Raw genomic sequence first — 20,716 nt, forward strand, 5'->3', positions numbered from 1 at the left:
GACCGCCGTACGGAAGGCCCGGGCACCCGGAGCGAAGGCCCGGACGCCCCCTGGCGCCCGGGCCCGCGTCGTTCAGGTGCCGGGCAGCGGGTCCTTCATCGAGGCCCGGACCTCCTCGCGGAGCTCGGGAGTGTCCGTGTGCTCGTGCACGGAGACCGCGTGCGCGACGGCCGCCTTCAGAAGCTCGTCCTCCTCGCCGGACATGTAGAGCGAACAGCCGGAGACGCTCGGGGCGTCGCGGCAGTCGGTTGCTTTCCTGGTCATGACGACCTCCAGACGGGGCCCCTTCTCCAGGCTAGGCCCGTCTTCACCAGCCTTCGAGCGGTGGCGTCGTCTCGGCCGGCGGGACCTCCCAGGGCCGGGCCGCCGACGCCCACACGGCGAACGCGACCGCCGCCACGACGAACAGGCCCCACAGCAGCCGGCGGGACACCCGCTCCAGTCGGGCGCGACGGGCCCCGGTCGCCGCCGCCCGTACGGCGAGGTCCGCGGGGACCGGCGGATGCGGGGTGTCGAGCATCCGCCGGACCGCCGCCTCCTTGTCCTCCTGCCGGGTCACGCGGCGGTTCCCGCGTCGTGGTCGGAGGCCGCCCTGAGCGCCGCGACCGAGCGGGCGCAGACGGCGCGGACGCGTGCCTCGGGCAGTCCGAGCAGCGCCCCGACCTGCTCCTCGGCGACGCCCTCGTACAACCGGAGGACGACGACGAGCCGTTCCTGCGGGTGGAGGGCGGAGAGCACCCCGCCCCGGCCCGCGCGGTACCGCCGGGCGGTGCGCGCGAAGCGGGCGGCGAGGTCGCGCCGGGTGAGGTCGTAGGGGTCCTCGTCGCGCAGCCGGCCCCACACCGCGTACGTGTGGGCGAGGGCGGCGGTCAGCAGCGTCCGGGCGTGCGGGTTGCGGGTGCGGGTCTCGGCGGTGAGGAGGGTCGCGGCGTGCAGCAGCCGGCCCGCGGCCCCGGCCACGAACGCCTCGAACTCGCGGGCGCGGTAGGCGTGTTCGGCGCCGTTGCCGCTTCGATGCTCTCGCACGTCCTCATCTGAGGACAGCGCGGGGGCGGGGTCAAGAGGTCGGCGTGGACTCGCTCGTCCCCTCGGTTGAGGAAGGCGCCTCGGACGGGGCCTCGGACCGGCCCGAGGAGGGCGCTGCGGACTCGGCCGCGGACTCGGCGGCGTGTTCGGCGGCGTGTTCGGCGACCGGATGGCCCAGGTGCGCCGACTGCCGTGCGGACAGCGCGGTGTTGAAGCGCGTGAGCAGGGTGCAGAACGACTCGCGCTCGGCCGGCGTCCAGCCCTCGGTGACCTCCACCATCAGCTGGCGGCGCGAGGAGCGGACCTCCTCCAGGCGGGTCAGGCCGCGCTGCGAGAGCTGGAGGACGACGGCCCGCCCGTCCTCCGGGTGCGACGTGCGCTTCACCAGGCCGGTGTCGACGAGCGGCGCGACCTGCCGGGTGACCGTCGACGAGTCGATGCCCATGCCGGCGGCGAGCGCCTTGACGCCCATCGGGCCTTCCTGGTCAAGGCGGTTGAGCAGGAGGTAGGCCGCGCGGTCCATGGAGTTCCGCAGCTGGCCGGTGCCGCCGAGGCGGGTCTGCTCGGCCCGGCGGGCGAAGACGGCCACCTGGTGCTGGAGGGCGTCGAGGAGACCGGGGTCGAGCTCAGTCGTCATGTCCTGAGATGTGGGCATGGCTGTGGGTCTCTCTCGTGCGGGGGTGGTCGGTCGGTGGGGGACAGAGTACGCGGCCCCGGGGAGGTCCGTACCGGGGCTGCGCAAACCGGTTGGGCCGCTGTCCGCCGGGCGGCCATCAGTACCGTGAGCTGCGAGACTTGGTGTCATGAGCTTCCGTACGCGAGACCCCTTGCATCACCTCATGCTGGACGACGTGCGGGGGGCTCAGAAGATGCTGGCCGGGGTGGCCAGGGTGACGGCGATGGAGGGCAGCCGCCATCTGTCGTCGCTGGTGGGAGCGCCGGTCCAGCTCAAGTGCGAGAACCTCCAGCGGACGGGTTCCTTCAAGCTGCGCGGGGCGTACGTGCGGATCGCCGGGCTGCGGCCCGAGGAGCGGGCCGCCGGGGTCGTCGCGGCCTCGGCCGGGAACCACGCGCAGGGCGTCGCGCTCGCCTCGAAGCTCCTCGGGGTGCGCGCCACCGTGTTCATGCCGGTCGGCGCCCCGCTGCCGAAGGTCGCGGCGACCCGCGAGTACGGCGCCGAGGTGCGGCTGCACGGCCATGTCGTTGACGAGACGCTCGCGGCGGCGGAGCAGTACGCGCGGGAGACGGGGGCGGTCTTCATCCACCCCTTCGACCACCCCGACATCATCGTGGGGCAGGGCACGGTGGGCCTGGAGATCCTGGAGCAGTGCCCGGAGGTCCGGACGATCCTCGTGGGCGTCGGCGGCGGCGGTCTCGCGGCCGGCATCGGGCTCGCGGTGAAGTCGCTGCGCCCGGACGTGAAGGTGATCGGCGTGCAGGCGGAGGGTGCGGCCGCGTACCCGCCCTCGCTGGCCGCCGGGCACCCGGTGGTGGTCGAGTCGCCGGTGACGATGGCGGACGGGATCAAGGTGGGGCGGCCGGGGGACGTGCCGTTCTCGCTGGTCCAGGAGTACGTCGACGAGGTCGTCACGGTTTCCGAGGACGCGCTGTCGTCGGCGCTGCTGCTCTGCCTGGAGCGGGCGAAGCTGGTCGTCGAACCGGCGGGCGCCAGCCCGGTGGCGGCCCTGCTCAGTGACCCGAAGGCCTTCCGGGGGCCGGTCGTGGCCGTGCTCTCCGGCGGGAACGTCGACCCGCTGCTGCTCCAGCGCATCCTGCGGCACGGCATGGCCGCCGGCGGCCGCTACCTGAGCCTGCGGCTGCGGGTCACGGACCGGCCGGGGGCCCTGGCGACCCTGCTCGCGGTGCTCACGGTGGCCGACGCGAACGTCCTGGACGTCAGTCACGTGCGGACCGACCCGCGGCTCGGTCTGACGGAGGCGGAGGTCGAACTGCACCTGGAGACGAAGGGCCCGGAGCACTGCCGTGAGGTGGAGGACGCGCTGCGGGATGCCGGGTACACGGTCCTGGGCTGACCTGCGCCCCACCATGATCGTGTGGCGCGCGTCACAAATTCACTGGGCGGGGCGGGGCCGCCGCTCCTAGGATCGGTGGGGAAAACGCCTCCTCTCCCCAGGAGAATCCACATGCCAGGCGCGATCCATGCCGAGGGTCTGGTGAAGACCTTCGGCGACGTACGAGCTCTGGACGGCGTGGACCTGGACGTGCCGGAGGGCACCGTCCTTGGTCTGCTCGGCCCGAACGGCGCGGGGAAGACGACCACCGTCCGCGTGCTGACCACCCTCCTCCGGCCGGACAGCGGGAAGGCCGTCGTCGCCGGCGTCGACGTCCTGAAGCACCCCAACGAGGTGCGCCGCTCGATCGGTCTCTCCGGCCAGTTCGCCGCCGTCGACGAGTACCTCACGGGCCGCGAGAACCTGCAGATGGTCGGGCAGCTCTACCAGATGAGGGCGAAGGCCGCGAAGGCCAGGGCCGGCGAACTCCTGGAGCGGTTCGGCCTCGCCGACGCCGCCGACCGTACGGCCAAGACGTACTCCGGCGGCATGCGCCGCCGCCTCGACCTCGCGGCGGCCCTGGTCGTCGCCCCGCCGGTGATGTTCATGGACGAGCCGACCACCGGCCTCGACCCGCGTAACCGGCAGGCGCTGTGGGAGGTCATCAGGGAACTCGTCGCGGGCGGTACGACCCTGCTCCTCACCACCCAGTACCTGGAGGAGGCCGACCGCCTCGCCGACGACATCGCCGTCGTCGACCGGGGCAAGGTCATCGCGCGCGGCACCTCCGACCAGCTGAAGGCGCAGACGGGCGGCGAGCGCGTCGAGGTCGTCGTCCACGAACCGGAGATGATCACCGGCGCCCGGGACGTCCTCGCCCGCTACGGCGTCGCCGGCGACGGCCGCGGCGAGGTGTCCGTCGAGCACCACACCCGCAGGCTCGTCGTGCCCGTCACCGGCGGCGCCAAGCTCCTCGCCGAGGTGATCCGCGACCTGGACGCCATCGGCGTGGAGATCGACGACATCGGACTGCGCCGCCCCACCCTCGACGACGTCTTCATCTCCCTCACCGGCCACGCGGCCGAGCGGGACGAGGGGGACGAGAAGGAGGCCGTCACGTGACCACCACCCTTGAGGGCACGGGCCGCCTGGCCCCGCGCCCGCGCGGCGGAGTCGTCCAGTCCATCGGCGACTCGCTGGTCATCGCCCGCCGCAACCTGATCAGGATGTCCCGGATCCCCGAGATGATCATCTTCGGGCTGATCCAGCCGATCATGTTCGTGGTGCTGTTCAGCTACGTCTTCGGCGGCTCCATGCAGATCGGCGGAACGACCTCCCCGGCCGTCTACCGCGAGTTCCTGATGGCCGGCATCTTCGCCCAGACCGTCACGTTCGCCACGGCGGGCGCGGGCGCGGGCATCGCCGACGACATGCACAAGGGCCTCATCGACCGCTTCCGCGCCCTGCCGATGGCCCGCGGCGCGGTCCTCACCGGCCGTACCCTCGCCGACCTGGTGCAGACGACGCTCACCCTGTTCGTGCTCGCGATCGTCGCCCTGCTGGTGGGCTGGCGCATCCACGAGGGCGTCCCGAAGGCGCTCGGCGCGTTCGCCCTCCTGCTCCTCCTCGGCTACGCCTTCTCCTGGATCGGCGCCCTGATCGGCCTCTCGGTCCGCACCCCCGAGGCCGCGACCTCGGGCGGACTGATCTGGCTCTTCCCGGTCACGTTCATCTCGAACGCGTTCGTGGACTCCAGCAAGCTGCCGCCCTGGCTGCAGACCATCGCCGAGTGGAACCCGTTCAGCGCGACGGTCCAGGCCTGCCGCGTGCTGTTCGGCAACCCGGGTGTCTCGACGTCCGACGCCTGGCCGATGCAGCACCCGGTGTGGGCGTCGCTCCTCTGGTCGGTACTGATCATCGTGGTGTTCAGGACGCTGTCGGTACGGAAGTACCGCTCGGCGACGGCGTGAGACCTGCCCGAGCCGGTACGGGTCAGGGCAGGTAGCCGGTGACGACGAGGCCGTCGGGGAGGGCGAGGAAGAGCGCCCCTCCGGCGGCAAGGAGCTCTCCCGGGGCCTCCGCCTTGAAGCCGTCGGGAAGGTTGGGATCGAACGAGTCGATCTCGCGGTCGGAGCCCGGCCCCGTCGCGGGATACGAGACGACGTACTCGCTCGACGCTGTCAGGACACGGTCACCCGCGAACACGACCTGCCCCACCTCCGACTGGGCGACGGGCGGTTCGGCGCTCCACCGCTGCTTTCCGCTCGTCAGCTCGTACGCGGTCACCCGGCGTCCGCTGACCGTGGCGACGAGGCCGGCCGCGTTCACGGCGGGCCGGACGGTCACCGCCTGCCCGAAGGCACGCCGACGCTTCAGGGTCCCGCCGTCGAGGACGACCACCGCCTCCGCCTCCTGGTCACGGCAGACCACGCTGCCGGTCCGCTCGTGCACGCTCATGTCCAGGCAGGGCTGCGCCGCGCGCCCGGCCTCCTTCCCGTCCCGCGCGTCCAGAGCCACCAGCGTGCCCAGGGCGGACAGGTACACCCGACCGTTCGCCACCACGATCTCCTCAGGCGTGACGTCGACCGGGCTCCGCCACAGTTCGCGGCCCGCACCCCCGCCGCCGTCGAGCCGCACCGCGGTCACGAGCCCTTCATTCGTCCCGCTCTCGACCTGATCCAGCCGGAAGTAGGTCGTGTAGAGGACGCCGTCCGCAAAGTCGGTCCTCTTCGGGGCCCAGTCGGGTCCCGGGCCGGTCGGCGGCCCCTTCCGGACGCCGTCCCGGAGCCCGTACGCGGTCACGCCCGCCGCTCCCGTCACGTGGACGTGGTCGCCGACCACCGCCGGGTACTGGGCGTTGGCCATGATCCCGAACTCGTCGGGCCGGCCAGGCACGGACCACAGCTCGCGGCCGTCGGCCGCGTCGAGCCCCACCAGCGCCCCACCGGTGCCCGCGCAGACCAGCACCTCCGGGGAGAGCGCGCACGAGCCGTTCGCCGCCTCGGTGCGCGCCAGCCACGGCGACCAGCCCGCCGGACGGTACGCGCGGTCCGTACCGGCTCCGCCGAAGTCGTTGTCGCGGCCCTTGCCGCCGTACGGCAGGACGACCTGGCTCAGGGTCGCGGGGGCCGTGGTGCCGGAGGACGCCGACGGCCCCGACGGCCCCCCGGCCCCGCCCGTGGCGGCCCCGGCCTGTCCGTCCGTGCGGTTCAGGAGCACCACGCCCGCCGTCGCGAGCACCGCCACCGCCACCACGCCCGCCACGACCGCGCCCCACGGACGGCGCCGCCGCTCGACGGGGGCGGCCGGGAGCGCCGGCCGGTCGCTCATGGCCGTGGGGGAGTACGGCACCACAGGACCGAGCGTCGGCAGATCGGCCACGCCCGCGCCGGAGGCGGCCGCCTCCCCGGCCCGCACGGCCGCCTCCGCGGACTCGGCGAGCAGCGACAGCACCCCGCCGGGCCAGGGGAAGACCTCGGGTGGCTCTCCGCCGCCGAGCAGCTCGGCCAGCTCGGCCGCCGTAGGCCGCTCCGCCGGGTCGAGCCGCAGACAGCGCGCGAGAACGGGCCGCAACTCCTCCGGAACCGGGTCCAGGTCGGCTTCCGCCCGGCTGATCCGGAAGATCACGGCAGCCATCTCGTCGTCGTGGAACGGCCCCCGCCCGCTCGCCGCGAACGCGAGCACCGCGCCGAGACAGAACACGTCCGACCCGGGCACCACCGCCCGGCTCCCCGCCAGGTGCTCCGGCGACATGAAGCCGGGCGAGCCGACGACAAGGCCGGTCGAGGTCAGCGCCGTCGCCTCGAAGGCCTGGGCGATGCCGAAGTCGATCAGCTTGGGCCCGGCCGCGCCGAGCAGCACGTTCGCCGGCTTCAGGTCCCGGTGCAGTACCTGCACCCGGTGCACGGCGTCCAGGGCGCGGGCGAGCTGGGCGCCCAGGGCCCGTACGGCCTCGACGGGCAGCGCCCCCGCCCGTACGACCGCCTCCGCGAGCGAGGGTCCCGGCACGTACTCGGTCGCCAGCCACGGCGAGGAGGCGTCGGCGTCCGCGTCGAGAAGCCGCGCCACCCCGGGCCCGTCCACCGTCCGGGCCGCCGCGATCTCGCGCCGGAACCGGGTCCTGAAGTCCCCGTCGACCTCCAGGTCCTCCCGTACGGTCTTCACCGCGACCATCTGGTGCGGATCGGCCGTCGGCTCGTCTGCCCGGCACGCGAGATGCACCTCGCCCATGCCGCCCGCGCCGAGGCGGGCGAGCAGCCGGTAGGGGCCGACGAGCCGCGGGGGCCGTCCCGGGGGCAGGGCTTCCAGCAACGGACTACTCCTTCTCGCCGGGGAGTGCGACGGAGGCGACGGCGCCCTTGTCGTAGACGACGTACGCGATCCCGCCGACCGGAAGTACCTCCGGCTGCCGGAACTGCTTGCTGATCGTGTGGCCGTGGTCGATGTCGAAGTCCTCCTCCGTGACCCGCGGGCCGGGAGCACCCGGAACCCGGGTGACCGTGAGCCCGCCCGGCTTGCCGTCGGCGCCGAGCCGCACGGTGTAGAGCGAGGAGTGGTCGGCGTACACGACCCGGTCGCCGGCGAGCAGGGGCGATGACCAGCTCTGGCCGAGCCCGGCGGGCGTGGCCGTGGCCGGGTGGGCGGCGAGCGCCTTCCCGTCGCGCGGGTCGAGGATCCGCAGTCCCTTGTCGAAGGTCAGGACGGCGTGCGGACCGATCGCCGTGGGGGCCGCCGCCCCGAGCGCGCCGGGGAGTGTCGCCCTGGGGCTGAGGGTGCGGGCGTCGAGCAGATGAAGCGAGGTGTCGGTGTCTCTGCCGGACCCGGCGCCGACGCAGTACGCCGACGTGCCGAGCACCTTGATCTCGCGGCACGTGTCGGCGTCCGGTTCGGCCTGTCCGAGGAGGGTTCCCTTCTTGCCGTCGTACGCCACGAGCCCGCCCTGGCTGAGGGCGTAGACGACCCCGTCGGCGTAGGCCACCGGCTCGTAGGCCCTGCGTTCCGCGCTGGAGATGTCCCCGTTGGTGAGGCCGTGCGACCAGAGCTTCCGCCCGTCGGCCAGGGAGAACGCCGTGAGGGCGACCAGGTCCCCGTCGCCGTCCTCGGCGAGTTCCGTCGCCGCGAAGACGATCCCGTCGGCGACGACGGGCCGGGTGTCCCAGAAGTTCTGCGGTCCCAGGGCCGGCTTCTCCCAGCGCACCACTCCCGTCCGCGCGTCGCGGACCTGGAGCCTGTACCCGGCGACGAGAACCACGGCGGCGTCGTGGACCGTGGGACGGGTGGCGGCCCCGCTCACGAACGGGTAGCCGGTGGGGCTGATGTAGGTCTCACCGGGCGTGTCCGCGGCCCGGGGAACGTCCCACAGCACCCTCCCGCTCGCCGGGTCCAGCGCCTCGTACCGCCCGTCCGTCGTCCGGCACACGAGCACCTTCTCGCCTGCCGAGCAGCCGAACGCGGGCGCGGTCAGCTTCGTCTGCCACGGCTTCCAGCCGGCCGGCCGCTGCGCGGCGTTCTGCGGGACGACGCCCGAGGCGTCGGCGAGGCCCCGGTCGTCGACGCCGGGGACACGGGGCCCGGCGGCGGGGGCGGCCTTCGCGGGGGCCCGGGGCGCCTTCTCGTCCTCCGGCCACAGCAGGTACGCGCCGAGGCCACCGGCCGCGACCGCGAGGGCCAGCGCGGCGGCGAGGGCACGGCGCCGCCGCGGGCGCCGGGGCGCGGCGGGCGGTGCGACGGGTCCCAGCGTCGGGACGGAGTGCGGGCCGGGGACGGCCGGGGTGACGACCGGACCGACCGCCGGCGACGCGACCTCCAGGAGCGGCCCGCCCGAGGCGACGAGCTGGGCGAGCTCCGTCCCGTACTCGCCGATGTGGTCCCGTACGCCCGCCGGCCACGGGAAGACCTTCGGAGCCCTCGCCCCGCCCCCGAGCAGCTCCGCGAGCGCCTCGGGGGTGGGCCGGGCCGCCGGATCCAGGGCCAGGCAGGCGGCGACGGTCCCGCGCAGCTCGTCCGGCACCCGGCTCAGGTCGGCCTCGGCCTGGCTGACGCGGTAGAGGACGGCGGCGAGCGGCCCGTCGCCGAAGGGGTCCTCGCCGGTCGCCGCGTGACAGAGCAGCGAGCCGAGGCAGAACACGTCGGAGGCGGCGGTCACCCGGCGGGCGCCCGCCACGTGCTCGGGCGACATGAAGGACGGGGTGCCGACCATCAGGCCGGTGGCGGTCATGGTGGTCGCGGTGTCGCTGCGGGCGATGCCGAAGTCGATGAGCCTGGGCCCGTCGACGGAGAGCATCACGTTGCCGGGCTTGAGGTCCCGGTGCAGGACCCCGGCCCGGTGCAGGTCGGCGAGGGCGCGTGCGACGTCGGCGCCGAGCGCGCGGACGGTGGCGACGGGGAGTGCGCCGCCGCGCCGTACGGCCTGCGAGAGGCTGGGCCCGGGGACGTACGCGGTGGCCAGCCAGGGCACCTCGGCGTCGGCGTCGCCGCCGAGCGGGGCGGCGGCGTAGGGGCTGTCGACGAGCGCGGCGACCCGGATCTCCCGGCGGAAGCGGTCGCGGAAGGCGGGGGAGCCCGCGACGTCCCGCCGGACGGTCTTCACGGCGACGAAGGCCCCGGCGACGGGCCCGGTCATCGGCCCGGCCCCGGCCTCCTGCGCAGCCCCGGCCACGGGCCCGGCCCCGGAGGCGGTGCCGTCCGCGGGACTGTCCACGGCACCGTCCCGCCCGAGGAACACCTCCCCCATGCCGCCCGCGCCGAGCCGCGCGAGCACCTCGTACGGTCCGATCCGGCGTGGCGTGCCCTCGCGCAGCGGTCCCAGCACTTCGCACCCTCCCCCTGGTGACGCGATGTCAGCTCCGCATCATGGCATGTCCGCCGCAACGCGAAGGGCCGGACCCCCGAGGGGTCCGGCCCAGCGCGTGGAACAGTGGATCAGGGGCCTCAGCCGGTGTAGGGCTTCGCGCTGAGGATCTTCACCGCGGCCTTCTTGCCGTTCGGCAGCTCGTACTGGGCGTCGTCGCCGGCCTTCTTGCCGTTGACGCCGACGCCGAGCGGCGACTGCGGCGAGTACGTCTCGATGTCACCGCTCGCGTACTCGCGGGAGGCGAGCAGGAAGGTCATCGTGTCGTTCTCGTCGCCGTCGAAGGCGATCGTCACGACCATGCCCGGCGCGACGATGCCCTCGTCGGCCGGCGCCTCGCCGACCTTGGCGTGCTCCAGGAGCTGGGTGAGCTGGCGGACCCGGAGCTCCTGCTTGCCCTGCTCCTCCTTGGCCGCGTGGTACCCGCCGTTCTCGCGCAGGTCGCCCTCTTCGCGCGCCGCGGCGATCTTGGCGGCGATCTCGGTACGCGCGGGACCAGACAGGTACTCAAGCTCGTCCTTGAGCTTGTTGTACGCCTCCTGGGTGAGCCAGGTGACGTTGTCGCTGGTCTGGGTCACAGGTGCTCCTCGTAGGTACTGGGAATACAAAGCATCGCCCTACACGGGAAAGCTGTGTGTCCCGGGTGGGCGAAACCACGAGCCTAACAATGAGTGGCGAAAAGCGGGAGGACATAACCATCAGGAATGGCGTCACCCCAGGTCACCGCGGTGACTCGCCGGGACTCGACACCCGCTCCCTACCCACCGCTACCGGGCCGTACACCCCACGAGCTCGGCACTCGTCGCGTGGGCGGTGGTGCGGAGCGAGAAGACGCGGTCGACCCGGCCGGCGGGGTCGTCGATCCGCACGTCCTTGCGGGCCACCTCGGCGCCGTCCTCGGAGCGCGAGCGCAGGGTGCAGACGCCCTTGACGCCCTCGTCCTTGCGGACCTCCAGGTGCACCTGCACCTCGGTGGCGCTGACCACGTCGAACTTGATCATCTCTGCGCTGATCTTGCTGTCGACGACGTAGTGCCAGCCGAACCAGCCCATCAGGCCGAGGAAGAGGATCCCGAGCACCGTGCCCGTGATCTTGAGCTTGCGGTCCGCCGCCTCGTCCGCGGAGCGCCCGTAGCGCCCCTCGGGCAGCTGCTCTCGCACCGCGCTCATGATCGATCCTCTCGAAGCCGGGGGTGGCGGAATTTTCACTCCCCCGATTCCGTCACTATAGAGACCACCCTCCGCGTCGAATCACTGAGGATCGAGTCTTGACTGAGCAGCTTCGACTGATGGCCGTGCACGCCCACCCCGACGACGAGTCGAGCAAGGGTGCGGCCACGATGGCCAAGTACGTGTCCGAGGGGGTGGACGTCATGGTGGTGACGTGCACGGGCGGCGAGCGTGGCTCGGTCCTCAACCCGCAGCTTCAGGGCGACCCCTACATCGAGGCGAACATCCACGAGGTGCGCCGCAAGGAGATGGACGAGGCCCGCGAGATCCTCGGCGTCTCCCAGGAATGGCTGGGCTTCGTCGACTCGGGCCTGCCCGAGGGCGACCCGCTGCCGCCGCTCCCCGAGGGCTGCTTCGCCCTGGAGGACGTCGACACCGCCGCCGGTGCGCTGGTCCGCAAGATCCGCGCGTTCCGCCCGCAGGTCGTCACGACCTACGACGAGAACGGCGGGTACCCGCACCCCGACCACATCATGACCCACAAGATCACGATGGTGGCCTTCGACGGCGCGACCGACACCGAGAAGTACCCGGAGGCCGAGTTCGGCCCGGCGTGGGAGCCCCTGAAGCTCTACTACAACCAGGGCTTCAACCGTCCCCGCACCACCGCCCTGCACGAGGCGCTGCTGGCCCGCGGCCTGGAGTCCCCGTACGGCGAGTGGCTGGAGCGCTGGAGCGAGTTCGAGCGCAAGGAGCGGACGCTCACCACCTTCGTGCCCTGCGCCGACTTCTTCGAGATCCGCGACAAGGCCCTGATCGCCCACCGCACCCAGATCGACCCCGACGGTGGCTGGTTCCGGGTGCCGATGGAGATCCAGAAGGAGGTCTGGCCGACGGAGGAGTACGAGCTCAGCAAGTCGCTGGTCCCGACCTCCCTCCCCGAGGAAGATCTCTTCGCGGGCATCCGCGACAATGCCTGACATGAGCGCACACCTGGCACTGACCCAGCTTGTCCCCTTCGCCGCCGAAGAGCTGGACAAGAACAAGGTGACCCCCGGCGTCCTCGGCTTCGTCGTCTTCGCGGTCCTGGCCCTCGCGGTCTGGCAGCTGATGAAGTCGATGAACCGGCACATGGGCAAGGTCTCCTTCGAGGAGGCCCCGGACCCGGCGGCCGGGCAGGACACCCCGGCCGGCACCCCCGGCAAGTAGCGGAGGCGCCCCCCGTCCCGTACCTCTCCGACAGGTACGGGACGGAGGGCTTTTCCGTACCCCCGGCACGAGCGCGCCGCGCGGGACACCGGGCACGGCGGGAGACCACTGCGGCAGGATGGGTCCATGCCGAACCGACTGGCCCATGAGACCTCCCCGTACCTCCTTCAGCACGCCGACAACCCGGTCGACTGGTGGCCGTGGTCGGCCGAGGCCTTCGAGGAGGCCCGGCGCCGCGACGTCCCCGTGCTGCTCAGCGTCGGGTACAGCTCCTGCCACTGGTGCCACGTCATGGCGCACGAGTCCTTCGAGGACGACGCCACCGCGGCCCTGGTCAACGAGCACTTCGTCGCCGTCAAGGTCGACCGCGAGGAGCGCCCCGACGTCGACGCCGTCTACATGGAGGCCGTCCAGGCCGCCACCGGCCAGGGCGGCTGGCCGATGACCGTCTTCCTCACCCCGGACGCCGCCCCCTTCTACTTCGGTACGTACTTCCCGCCCGAGCCCCGCCACGGCATGCCGTCCTTCCCCGAGGTCCTCGAGGGCGTCAGGGGCGCCTGGGCCGACCGGCGGGACGAGGTCGGCGAGGTCGCCGAGCGCATCGTCAAGGACCTCTCGGGCCGCTCCCTCGCCTACGGCGGCGAAGGCGTCCCCGGCGAGGAGGACCTCGCGCAGGCCCTCCTCGGCCTCACCCGCGAGTACGACGCGACCCGCGGCGGCTTCGGCGGCGCCCCCAAGTTCCCGCCGTCGATGGCCCTGGAGTTCCTGCTCCGCCACCACGCCCGTACGGGCTCCGAGGGCGCCCTCCAGATGGCCGCCGACACCGGCGAGGCCATGGCCCGCGGCGGCATCTACGACCAGCTCGGCGGCGGCTTCGCCCGCTACGCCGTCGACCGCGCCTGGGTCGTGCCCCACTTCGAGAAGATGCTGTACGACAACGCCCTGCTGTGCCGGGTGTACGCCCACCTGTGGAAGGCCACGGGCAGCGACCTGGCCCGCCGGGTCGCCCTGGAGACCGCCGACTTCCTGGTCCGCGAGCTCCGCACCCCCGAGGGCGGCTTCGCCTCCGCGCTCGACGCCGACTCCGACGACGGCACCGGCAAGCACGTCGAGGGCGCCTTCTACGTCTGGACCCCCGAACAGCTCGCCGCCGTCCTGGGCGAGCAGGACGCCGCCCTCGCCGCCGCCCACTACGGCGTCACCGAGGACGGCACCTTCGAGCACGGCAGCTCCGTCCTCCAGCTCCCCCCGGAGGCGGGCCCGGCCGACGCCGACCGGATCGCCTCGATCCGCGCCCGGCTCCTCGCCGCCCGCGAGGAGCGCGAGCGCCCGGGGCGCGACGACAAGGTCGTCGCCGCCTGGAACGGCCTCGCCATCGCCGCCCTCGCCGAGACCGGAGCCCTCTTCGACCGCCCCGACCTCGTCGACCGCGCGACCGAGGCGGCCGACCTGCTCGTACGGGTCCACATGGACGAGTCCGCCCGGCTCACCCGCACCTCGAAGGACGGCCGGGCCGGCACCAACGCGGGAGTCCTGGAGGACTACGCCGACGTCGCCGAGGGCTTCCTCGCCCTCGCCGCCGTCACCGGCGAGGGCGCCTGGCTGGAGTTCGCCGGCTTCCTCCTGGACATCGTCCTCGACCGCTTCACCGCCGAGGGCGGGGCCCTGTACGACACGGCCCACGACGCCGAGACGCTGATCCGCCGCCCGCAGGACCCCACGGACAACGCCACCCCGTCCGGCTGGACCGCCGCCGCGGGCGCGCTGCTCTCGTACGCCGCCCACACCGGCTCCGAGGCCCACCGGACCGCCGCCGAAGGGGCCCTCGGCGTCGTCAAGGCCCTCGGCCCGCGCGCCCCCCGCTTCATCGGCTGGGGCCTCGCCGTCGCCGAGGCCCTCCTCGACGGGCCCCGGGAGATCGCCGTCGTGGGCGCCCCCGACGACGAGGCCTTCCAGGCGCTGCGGCGCACCGCGCTCCGGGCCACCGCCCCCGGTGCGGTCGTCGCCGCCGGAGCCCCCGGCGGCGAGGAGTTCCCGCTCCTGGAGGACCGGCCCCTCGTGGGCGGGTCACCGGCCGCGTACGTGTGCCGTCACTTCACCTGTGACGCGCCGGTCACCGACCCGGAAGAGCTGCGCCGGAAGCTCTGAGGTCCCGGCCGGAACGGGGACGGCCCCGCGACCCCTCCGAGGAGGGGCGGCGGGGCCGCACCGTGGCCGAGCGTCGTCGCTCAGCTGTTGCCGGCGCCGTTGCCGGACAGCACGGGGATGTCGCTGAGAATGTGCGACAGCGGCTCGTCACCCTTGGCCTGGGTGGAGTTCTCCGTGCACTGCTGGTTCTGCGGGGAGGACAGGACGTTGATGTCCTGGACGGCGATCGGGACCAGGCCGACGATCGAACCGGCGTTGACCTTGGCCGGCAGACCGATGCACGGCTTGTTCAGGGAGCCCTGGACGAGCGCGAACTGCGGGCTCATGTCGCCGTGCGTGGAGGAGTTGCCGAACTCCTGGTGCGCACCGTTGCCGGACAGCGAGGTGGTGCCACCGTCGTCGGCGATGGCGAGCGCCTGACCGGCACCCGCCGCCGTCGCGCCGAGGACCGACGCGGCCACAGCAGCCGTAGCCAACAGCTTCTTCATTGTTCAGGCCTTTCGGATACTGGCTCGCTGAGTGCCGAGCCGTACTGATCAACTGGTCGGAGGCGCGGAGGTTCCGCGATGTCCACCGGACGGACTACGGGCAGATGAGCGAACCGCCCGGGTCGGGCCGGTAGGCGGCCACGGAGACCTCGCTGGGCGCCACCTCGTCGGCCGCGGGCAGCGGGCGGTCCTCGCGCAGCCGCCCGAAGACCTTCGCCGCACCAGCCTCGTCCCAGCCGACGGTGGAGCCGACCCCCGCGATGTTCGGGTTGAAGCCGCGCACGGGCACGGTGGCGAACGTCGTCCGCTCCGGGGGCAGGTTCCGGAGCCGCGCGGCGAGCGTGAGGAGTTCCGTCGCCGAGATGCCCCGCTCGGCCGCGGCCGTCCCGCGCAGGGTCGCCGCGAGGGCTCCGAGCCGGGCGGGATCGTCGAGCATGCCGTCGCGGAGCCGTTCCAGGGTGTTCACCACGAACTTCTGCTGCTTCCGCATCCGCCCGAAGTCCATCTGCCCGTCGGCCCGACGGGACCGCACGTACTGCAGCGCCTCGCCGCCGCCGACCTGCTTGGTCCCCGGCGCCAGGTCGAGCCCGGTGACCGAGTCCTTGAGGGGCGCCTCCGTGCAGATCGGGACCCCTCCTTCGACGTGGTCCACGGTGTCCATGAAGCGCCGGAAGTCGATCTCCAGGTAGCGGTGGACGGGCAGTCCGGTGATCGATTCGACGACCTCGACCGTGAAGGAGGAACCGCCCTCCGCCCAGGCCCCGTTGATCTTCGCCTGGTGGGCGGCGTGCAGCTTCCCGGTCCGCTGGTCGCGGTGCTGTCCCGGGAAGGTGGTGAGCGAGTCACGGGGCAGACTCACGACGTCGACGCGGTCGTTGTCGGCCGAGACGTGCACGAGCATCATCACGTCGGTGCAGTCGCACTCCTTCCCGCCGAGCCGGTAGCGCTCCTTCTCGTCCTCGGTGACGCCCTTGCGGCTGTCGATGCCGACCACGAGGAGGTTCAGCCCCTGGTCCGGGGCGGGGAGTTCGGTGGGCGCGGCGGTGGCGAGCGCGCCGGGGGCGAGGGCGGCGAGGGCGGTGATCGCCGCCGCGACGAGCAGTGGTCGTCGGGGCCGCAGGGGACGCGGGAATTTCATCCCCGCACGGTAATTCGAGCGTTCTCGCACACAGGTACGCGACGCGACATGAACAGGGCGAATCACTCTCCTGCGGCGCCTGTGGAATGATGCGGGAATCGCAGCGGAAGGAGCGAAGATGGCGCCGGATCCCGGGAAATGGGAACGGATGGCCTTCATTCCGAAGAGCCGATATGTGAGCGACCCGTCCCCCGTGGAACGGACGCCTTTCCCCCTGTATTCCGCCCTGGTGGACCAGTGGGTGCAGGCGGGCCGGGCGGTGCCGGGGGTGCCGGACCGGGAGTGGGAACGCCTGATGGCGGCCCCGGTCTGGCCGACGTGGTGAAGAGGGAGCGCACGGCAGCGAAAGGGGCCGCCCCGGAGGGCGGCCCCTGACGTGTGAACGTCGCGCGAAGGCGGAACGTCAGTTGTTGCCGACGCCGTTGCCCGAGAGGACCGGGATGTCGTCCAGGATGTGCGAGAGCGCCTCGTCACCCTTGGCCTGGGTGGAGTTCTCGGTGCACTGCTGGTTCTGCGGGGAGGACAGCACGTTGATGTCCTGGACCGAGATCGGGACCAGGCCGACGATCGAACCGGCGTTGAGCTTGGCCGGCAGGCCGACGCACGGCTTGTTCAGGGAGCCCTGGACCAGCGCGAACTGGGGGCTCATGTTGCCGTAGGTGGCGGAGTTTCCGTACTCCTGGTGAGCGTGGTTGCCGCTCAGGGAGGTGGTGCCGCCGTCGTTGGAGATGGCGAGTGCCGGGGAGGCCACGGCGGCGGAGGCGCCGACGATGGAGACGGCCGCGGCCGCGGTGGCCATAACCTTCTTGATCACGGGAGTTCCCTTCTAGAACCGGCTCCGTGCAGGGAGCGACCTGATCAACCGGCATTCGGACCCTGGGGTTCCGCTGTGTCACCCCCTTGGCGGAGCGCACTCGGCAGCGCGAAACGCGGTCCCAGTCGAACGGGTGAAGTGCCGGAACCCCGGGGGGACGACCGCAGTTGAGCCCGTCGCATCAATCAGGTCGATTGGTGGGAACAAGAACGGAATCACCGTGATCAAGAAGATTATGGCGGCTGCGGCTGTTACGGCCTCTGTTGTCGGCGCTTCTGCTGCGGCGGCCTCCCCGGCGCTCGCCATCGCCGACGACGGCGGTACGACCTCGCTCAGCGGCAACGGCGCGCACCAGTCGTTCGGCAACTCGAAGACCAAGGGCGACATGAGCCCGCAGTTCTCGGCCGTCCAGGGCTCGCTGAACAAGCTCTGCCTCGGCGCCCCGGTCAAGGGCAACGTCGGCTCGGTCGTCGGCGTCCTCGTCCCGGTCGCGGTCCAGGACGTCAACGTCCTGTCCTCCCCGCAGAACCAGCAGTGCGCGGAGAACTCCACCCAGGCCAAGGGCGACGAGCCGCTGTCGCACGTCCTGGAGGACATCCCGGTCCTCTCCGGGAACGGCGCCTACAACGGCTGATCCGTATCGCGCACGACAGGGCCGGCGGGAACGTTCATGTTCCCGCCGGCCCCGTTCTGTGCGGTCCGTGCTTCGTGCGGTCCGGGCTCTGCGCAGTCCGTGCGCGCAACGGAGTGAAAAAGCGAATGTCGTGTCAGTTGCGGTTTCCTTCGTGCGGCACGTTCGTTGTCTTTTGTGCAATGTCTTCCGTCCCGGAAAGGATCCAGACGAAATGAACTGTAAGAAGGCCGCGGCCGTCGTCGCCGGAATCATCATGGCCATGGGTGCGGCGTCGCCCGCCTTCGCGGACGCGGACGCCCACGGTGCGGCGATCGGCTCGCCGGGCGTCCTCTCGGGCAACGTGGTCCAGGTCCCGATCCACGTGCCGATCAACGCCTGTGGCAACAGCGTGAACGTGATCGCCCTGCTGAACCCGGCGTTCGGCAACACCTGCGTCAACGCCTGACCCACGGCTCCACGCGGACACAGGGGCCGGCCCCGGAGAGCATCCGCTCCCCGGGGCCGGCCCTGCGTCATGCCGCGACCGGCGCCTTCCCGCCGGTACGCGGCCGGCCCACCGAGCCGCCCCGGGCGTCCGACCGCAGCCGCCGCCGCACCCCTCGCACCAGACGCGGCGCCGTGTACCCGGCGCCGAACACGAACCGCATCGAGGGACCGTACGAAGGGGCGGTGAGCAGTCCGGCCAGGAAGAGGCCCGGCCAGGAGGACTCGAAGAGGCCGCCGACCTCGGGGGCGCCGCCCGCGCCGACCGTGCGGAGCGCGCCGCGCAGCGCGGGCGAGAGCACCCCGGCCCGGTCCAGGCTCGGGTTGAAGCCGGTGGCCGCCACGACGTGGTCGGTCTCCAGGACCGCCGTCCCGTCAGGACCGGCCACGTCGAGCCGGAGCCGCTCGTCCCCCGTCACCGTCGCCGAGATGATCCGCCGCCCCAGGCGTACGTCCCCGACCCGCGCGAACCGCTCCCGGAGCCACCAGGCGCCGGCGGGGCCGAGGGCCGAGTCGAAGATCCGCCGGCGGGTGCCGGCCGGCAGGCGCCGGAAGACGCCCGGGGTGTCGGCGTACAGCTTGTTCTTCCAGCCGCAGCCCAGTCCCGTGTGCGGGGCGCGCAGCGCGGGCCACAGGCCGCGGTCGAGGGCCGGGGGCAGGGTGTTCCAGTTCAGCCGGTCCGTGCGGGCGATGATCCGGACGGCGGCGGCGCCCCCCTCGGCGAGGAGCGCGGCCGTCTCCAGGGCGGCCTGGCCGGCCCCGACGACGGTGACGTCCCGGCCGGCGAAGCGGTCGAGTGCGCCGTGGTGGCTGGAGTGGGTGACGTACCGACGGGGCAGCTCCCGCAGCGGCCCGGGGACCTCCATGAAGGGCAGCACGCCGACCGCGAGCGCCACCGTCCGGGCGCGGAGCGGTTCGCCGTCCTCGGTGAGCAGCTCGAAGCCGTCGCCGGCGGGCGCGACCGAGGCGATGAGGCGCTCGTCGAGGGCGGGGACGGCCTGCCGGGCGAACCAGTCGCCGTACGCGGCGAAGCAGTCGACCGGGAGCGGCACCCCGTGGGCGGCGCGTACGCCCCGCGCGGCGGCGTAGGCGTCGAGACCGTACGCCCCCTCCGGGTCGGCGAGGTGCGAGGCCCAGGGCTCCGACTTCAGGAACATGCCCGGGGGCATGGCGTGCCAGGACTCCATCGAGCGGCCGAAGGCCCGCAGGCGGAGCCCGTGGGCGGCAGCGTGCGCGGCCACGGACAGGCCGTAGGGTCCGGCCCCGACGACCACCAGGTCGTACGTCGACTTCGACATCGTGCTTCCGCCTTCATCGAGGGGTGAGGTGAGGGGAGGAGCTGCGGGCGCGCGGCGGTGCCGCCGGGGGCACCGGAGGGCGCCTCCGGCCGGATCCGAACCGCCCGCGGAGTGCGGTCAGGGCCTTGCGCAGCAGATGACCCAGCCAGGCGCGGCCCATCGCGAGCGCCGGCGCCGGGTCGTCCGGCGCCCACCACGCGTACTCGGTACGCCGGTCCGCGGCCCCGGGCTCGGCCGTCGACCGGCGGCGCGGTGAGGTGAGCAGCGAGAGCGCCGCGTAGTTCTCGACCACGAACCGGCGGCCGTACGCGGGGGAGTGCGGCGGTACGGAACGGCCGGTGAGGTCCAGGTGGAGCGCCCGGACCACGTCCAGGCCCGCCCGGTCGGCGAAGAGCCGGAACTGCGCGCCGGGCCGGGGGTTGAAGTCGAGCAGGTGGTACGCGCCGGTCGACCGGTCCAGCCGGAAGTCCAGGTCGCACACGCCCCGGTACCCGAGCGCGTCGAGCAGCTCGCGGGCCGTGCGGTCCACGGCCGGGTTCGGCGCCCAGCGGCCGGTGGCGGTGAGCCCGGCCCCGTCCGGCCAGGACCGCTCCTTGCGTCCGGTCGCCCCGGTCGCGCAGCGGCCCCCGGTGTCCACGTACCCGTGGAAGAACCAGTCCAGGTCCCGGCCCGCCGGAAGCAGTTCCTGGAGCAGCAGGCGGCTGCCGGCCTCCGGGGTGCGGGCGTACAGCTCCCGTACTTCGGCGAGCGACCGCAGCACCGAGGTGCTGCGCAGCCCGGCGCCGGCCGGGAGCAGCCAGGGCCTGCTCCACTTGGCGACCACCGGCAGGCCGAGCGACCAGGCCATGGCGGCGGCCTCGTCGGTGCCGGTGGGGATCTCCGTACGGGGGTGGGGCAGGCCCAGGGCCGCGCAGGTTCCCGCCAGTGCGGCCTTGTCGGCGACCCGCAGCAGCTGCTCCTCGGTCTGCTCGGGCAGCAGGAGGCGCGGGGAGAGTGCGGCGCGCCGGCGGGCCAGGGCGAGGGCGCTCACGTCGTCGAGCGGGATCGCCAGAACGGGACGTGACGGGTCGTCGGTGATGTCGTCCGCGATCCGGGTCAGCAGGGCGGCGAGTTCGGCGGAGGAATCCGTGCCGGGCCGGACGCGGGCCGAACGGAGATATCGGGAGCGGGCGACCGGGCTCGTCGGTGATTCGACGACGGCGTGCACCTGGATTCCCGCTCGCCCAAGAGAGCGGGCGGCGCCGAGAGTGCCGTGATGGAAGGGGTTCCGGTCGAGTCGTACGAGGACGGTGGGTACGCGGGTGTCGAAACTCTGACGGCACGGCACGGCATGCCCTTCATCTCGGGTGGGTGCCCCAACTGGGCGATGAAATTCTCTAATGGACTACTGATCAGAGCGAGCCACCGTCCACGGTCGGCTCATTAGGAATACTTTCGGAGAATCGGA

21 protein-coding genes and 1 pseudogene are annotated in these 20,716 nt (G+C 72.9%); 9 read left to right on the forward strand and 13 right to left on the reverse strand.

All coding sequences use genetic code 11. The features are described from left to right. Positions 1 to 72: 72 nt before the first annotated feature. From ACIA8N_RS06870 to ACIA8N_RS06885, 4 genes and pseudogenes are all read right to left on the reverse strand, one after another. Positions 73 to 264, reverse strand: coding sequence for a DUF1059 domain-containing protein (locus tag ACIA8N_RS06870; RefSeq protein WP_365781459.1), 192 nt, complete (start codon positions 262 to 264; stop codon positions 73 to 75). Positions 265 to 307: 43 nt separating this feature from the next. Further along, positions 308 to 559, reverse strand: a complete 252-nt coding sequence (locus ACIA8N_RS06875; RefSeq protein WP_365781461.1) for a hypothetical protein — start codon at positions 557 to 559, stop codon at positions 308 to 310. Next, complete coding sequence (locus ACIA8N_RS06880; RefSeq protein WP_365781463.1) at positions 556 to 1,026, reverse strand: sigma factor-like helix-turn-helix DNA-binding protein; 471 nt, start codon at positions 1,024 to 1,026, stop codon at positions 556 to 558. The genes ACIA8N_RS06875 and ACIA8N_RS06880 overlap by 4 nt, the downstream gene beginning before the upstream one ends. A 157-nt stretch (positions 1,027 to 1,183) precedes the next feature. Continuing rightward, positions 1,184 to 1,681, reverse strand: a pseudogene (locus ACIA8N_RS06885) (MarR family winged helix-turn-helix transcriptional regulator); the annotation flags it as partial. Positions 1,682 to 1,829: 148 nt separating this feature from the next. Between ACIA8N_RS06885 and ilvA the strand changes: the two are divergent. The 3 genes from ilvA to ACIA8N_RS06900 all read left to right on the forward strand — a co-directional run bounded on the left by ilvA (position 1,830) and on the right by ACIA8N_RS06900 (position 5,008). After that, positions 1,830 to 3,059, forward strand: coding sequence for a threonine ammonia-lyase (gene ilvA, locus ACIA8N_RS06890; RefSeq protein ID WP_365781465.1), 1,230 nt, complete (start codon positions 1,830 to 1,832; stop codon positions 3,057 to 3,059). Between the two features lie 111 nt (positions 3,060 to 3,170). Next, the gene (locus ACIA8N_RS06895) at positions 3,171 to 4,160 is read left to right on the forward strand and encodes an ATP-binding cassette domain-containing protein (RefSeq protein ID WP_365781467.1); all 990 of its coding nucleotides are present in this window, start codon (positions 3,171 to 3,173) and stop codon (positions 4,158 to 4,160) included. Next, on the forward strand, positions 4,157 to 5,008 hold the full coding sequence (locus tag ACIA8N_RS06900) for an ABC transporter permease (protein ID WP_365781469.1): 852 nt from the start codon (positions 4,157 to 4,159) through the stop codon (positions 5,006 to 5,008). The genes ACIA8N_RS06895 and ACIA8N_RS06900 overlap by 4 nt, the downstream gene beginning before the upstream one ends. Positions 5,009 to 5,030: 22 nt before the next feature. On the opposite strand, the gene ACIA8N_RS06905 is transcribed toward ACIA8N_RS06900, so the two are convergent. From ACIA8N_RS06905 to ACIA8N_RS06920, 4 genes are all read right to left on the reverse strand, one after another. Continuing rightward, a complete protein-coding gene (locus ACIA8N_RS06905; RefSeq protein WP_365781471.1) occupies positions 5,031 to 7,349 on the reverse strand; it encodes a protein kinase in 2,319 nt (772 codons plus the stop codon). A gap of 4 nt (positions 7,350 to 7,353) precedes the next feature. Next, complete coding sequence (locus ACIA8N_RS06910) at positions 7,354 to 9,849, reverse strand: serine/threonine-protein kinase (protein WP_365781473.1); 2,496 nt, start codon at positions 9,847 to 9,849, stop codon at positions 7,354 to 7,356. Positions 9,850 to 9,968: 119 nt separating this feature from the next. After that, complete coding sequence (gene greA, locus ACIA8N_RS06915; RefSeq protein ID WP_365781475.1) at positions 9,969 to 10,466, reverse strand: transcription elongation factor GreA; 498 nt, start codon at positions 10,464 to 10,466, stop codon at positions 9,969 to 9,971. A 189-nt stretch (positions 10,467 to 10,655) separates the two neighbouring features. After that, positions 10,656 to 11,057: a DUF4307 domain-containing protein gene (locus ACIA8N_RS06920; RefSeq protein ID WP_365781477.1), complete on the reverse strand. Its 402-nt coding sequence runs from the start codon at positions 11,055 to 11,057 to the stop codon at positions 10,656 to 10,658. Between the two features lie 98 nt (positions 11,058 to 11,155). On the opposite strand from ACIA8N_RS06920, the gene mca reads away from it, so the two are divergent. From mca to ACIA8N_RS06935, 3 genes are all read left to right on the forward strand, one after another. Continuing rightward, the gene (gene mca, locus ACIA8N_RS06925; protein ID WP_030217887.1) at positions 11,156 to 12,037 is read left to right on the forward strand and encodes a mycothiol conjugate amidase Mca; all 882 of its coding nucleotides are present in this window, start codon (positions 11,156 to 11,158) and stop codon (positions 12,035 to 12,037) included. Continuing rightward, a complete protein-coding gene (locus tag ACIA8N_RS06930) occupies positions 12,030 to 12,266 on the forward strand; it encodes a hypothetical protein (RefSeq protein ID WP_030217888.1) in 237 nt (78 codons plus the stop codon). The genes mca and ACIA8N_RS06930 overlap by 8 nt, the downstream gene beginning before the upstream one ends. 126 nt (positions 12,267 to 12,392) lie before the next feature. Next, positions 12,393 to 14,414 carry a thioredoxin domain-containing protein gene (locus tag ACIA8N_RS06935; RefSeq protein ID WP_365781480.1) on the forward strand — a complete coding sequence of 674 codons (2,022 nt, stop codon included), beginning with the start codon at positions 12,393 to 12,395 and terminating at the stop codon, positions 14,412 to 14,414. Positions 14,415 to 14,494: 80 nt separating this feature from the next. On the opposite strand, the gene ACIA8N_RS06940 is transcribed toward ACIA8N_RS06935, so the two are convergent. After that, the gene (locus ACIA8N_RS06940; protein ID WP_030217894.1) at positions 14,495 to 14,902 is read right to left on the reverse strand and encodes a rodlin; all 408 of its coding nucleotides are present in this window, start codon (positions 14,900 to 14,902) and stop codon (positions 14,495 to 14,497) included. A 94-nt stretch (positions 14,903 to 14,996) separates the two neighbouring features. Continuing rightward, positions 14,997 to 16,040 (reverse strand): LCP family protein, encoded by a 1,044-nt coding sequence (locus ACIA8N_RS06945; RefSeq protein ID WP_365781482.1) that lies wholly within the window; start codon positions 16,038 to 16,040, stop codon positions 14,997 to 14,999. A gap of 175 nt (positions 16,041 to 16,215) precedes the next feature. On the opposite strand from ACIA8N_RS06945, the gene ACIA8N_RS06950 reads away from it, so the two are divergent. Then, the gene (locus ACIA8N_RS06950; RefSeq protein ID WP_365781484.1) at positions 16,216 to 16,365 is read left to right on the forward strand and encodes a hypothetical protein; all 150 of its coding nucleotides are present in this window, start codon (positions 16,216 to 16,218) and stop codon (positions 16,363 to 16,365) included. 78 nt (positions 16,366 to 16,443) lie between these two features. On the opposite strand, the gene ACIA8N_RS06955 is transcribed toward ACIA8N_RS06950, so the two are convergent. Further along, entirely contained in the window at positions 16,444 to 16,854 is a 411-nt protein-coding gene (locus ACIA8N_RS06955) for a rodlin (protein WP_365781486.1), read from the reverse strand. 220 nt (positions 16,855 to 17,074) lie between these two features. Here ACIA8N_RS06955 and ACIA8N_RS06960 point away from each other — a divergent pair, with 220 nt between their 5' ends. Both ACIA8N_RS06960 and ACIA8N_RS06965 read left to right on the forward strand, forming a co-directional pair. Next, complete coding sequence (locus tag ACIA8N_RS06960; protein WP_365781488.1) at positions 17,075 to 17,488, forward strand: rodlin; 414 nt, start codon at positions 17,075 to 17,077, stop codon at positions 17,486 to 17,488. A gap of 211 nt (positions 17,489 to 17,699) precedes the next feature. Next, on the forward strand, positions 17,700 to 17,933 hold the full coding sequence (locus ACIA8N_RS06965) for a chaplin (RefSeq protein WP_030548852.1): 234 nt from the start codon (positions 17,700 to 17,702) through the stop codon (positions 17,931 to 17,933). A 67-nt stretch (positions 17,934 to 18,000) separates the two neighbouring features. Here the strand turns inward: ACIA8N_RS06965 and ACIA8N_RS06970 are convergent, their stop codons facing one another. After that, a complete protein-coding gene (locus tag ACIA8N_RS06970) occupies positions 18,001 to 19,269 on the reverse strand; it encodes an FAD-dependent oxidoreductase (RefSeq protein ID WP_365781490.1) in 1,269 nt (422 codons plus the stop codon). Positions 19,270 to 19,282: 13 nt separating this feature from the next. Next, positions 19,283 to 20,596, reverse strand: a complete 1,314-nt coding sequence (locus ACIA8N_RS06975) for an ATP-grasp domain-containing protein (RefSeq protein WP_365781492.1) — start codon at positions 20,594 to 20,596, stop codon at positions 19,283 to 19,285. Between the last annotated feature and the right edge of the window lie 120 nt (positions 20,597 to 20,716).

The organism is Streptomyces sp. NPDC051822 (genome assembly GCF_044452745.1).
Lineage (GTDB): Bacteria > Actinomycetota > Actinomycetes > Streptomycetales > Streptomycetaceae > Streptomyces.

Bases quoted from the DNA above. Each gene is read 5' to 3' on its own strand.
- ACIA8N_RS06870 (WP_365781459.1), bottom strand. From the start codon at position 264: ATGACCAGGAAAGCAACCGACTGCCGCGACGCCCCGAGCGTCTCCGGC.
- ilvA (WP_365781465.1), top strand. From the start codon at position 1,830: ATGAGCTTCCGTACGCGAGACCCCTTGCATCACCTCATGCTGGACGAC.
- ACIA8N_RS06895 (WP_365781467.1), top strand. From the start codon at position 3,171: ATGCCAGGCGCGATCCATGCCGAGGGTCTGGTGAAGACCTTCGGCGAC.
- ACIA8N_RS06920 (WP_365781477.1), bottom strand. From the start codon at position 11,057: ATGAGCGCGGTGCGAGAGCAGCTGCCCGAGGGGCGCTACGGGCGCTCC.
- ACIA8N_RS06930 (WP_030217888.1), top strand. From the start codon at position 12,030: ATGCCTGACATGAGCGCACACCTGGCACTGACCCAGCTTGTCCCCTTC.
- ACIA8N_RS06935 (WP_365781480.1), top strand. From the start codon at position 12,393: ATGCCGAACCGACTGGCCCATGAGACCTCCCCGTACCTCCTTCAGCAC.
- ACIA8N_RS06940 (WP_030217894.1), bottom strand. From the start codon at position 14,902: ATGAAGAAGCTGTTGGCTACGGCTGCTGTGGCCGCGTCGGTCCTCGGC.
- ACIA8N_RS06945 (WP_365781482.1), bottom strand. From the start codon at position 16,040: ATGAAATTCCCGCGTCCCCTGCGGCCCCGACGACCACTGCTCGTCGCG.
- ACIA8N_RS06965 (WP_030548852.1), top strand. From the start codon at position 17,700: ATGAACTGTAAGAAGGCCGCGGCCGTCGTCGCCGGAATCATCATGGCC.
- ACIA8N_RS06970 (WP_365781490.1), bottom strand. From the start codon at position 19,269: ATGTCGAAGTCGACGTACGACCTGGTGGTCGTCGGGGCCGGACCCTAC.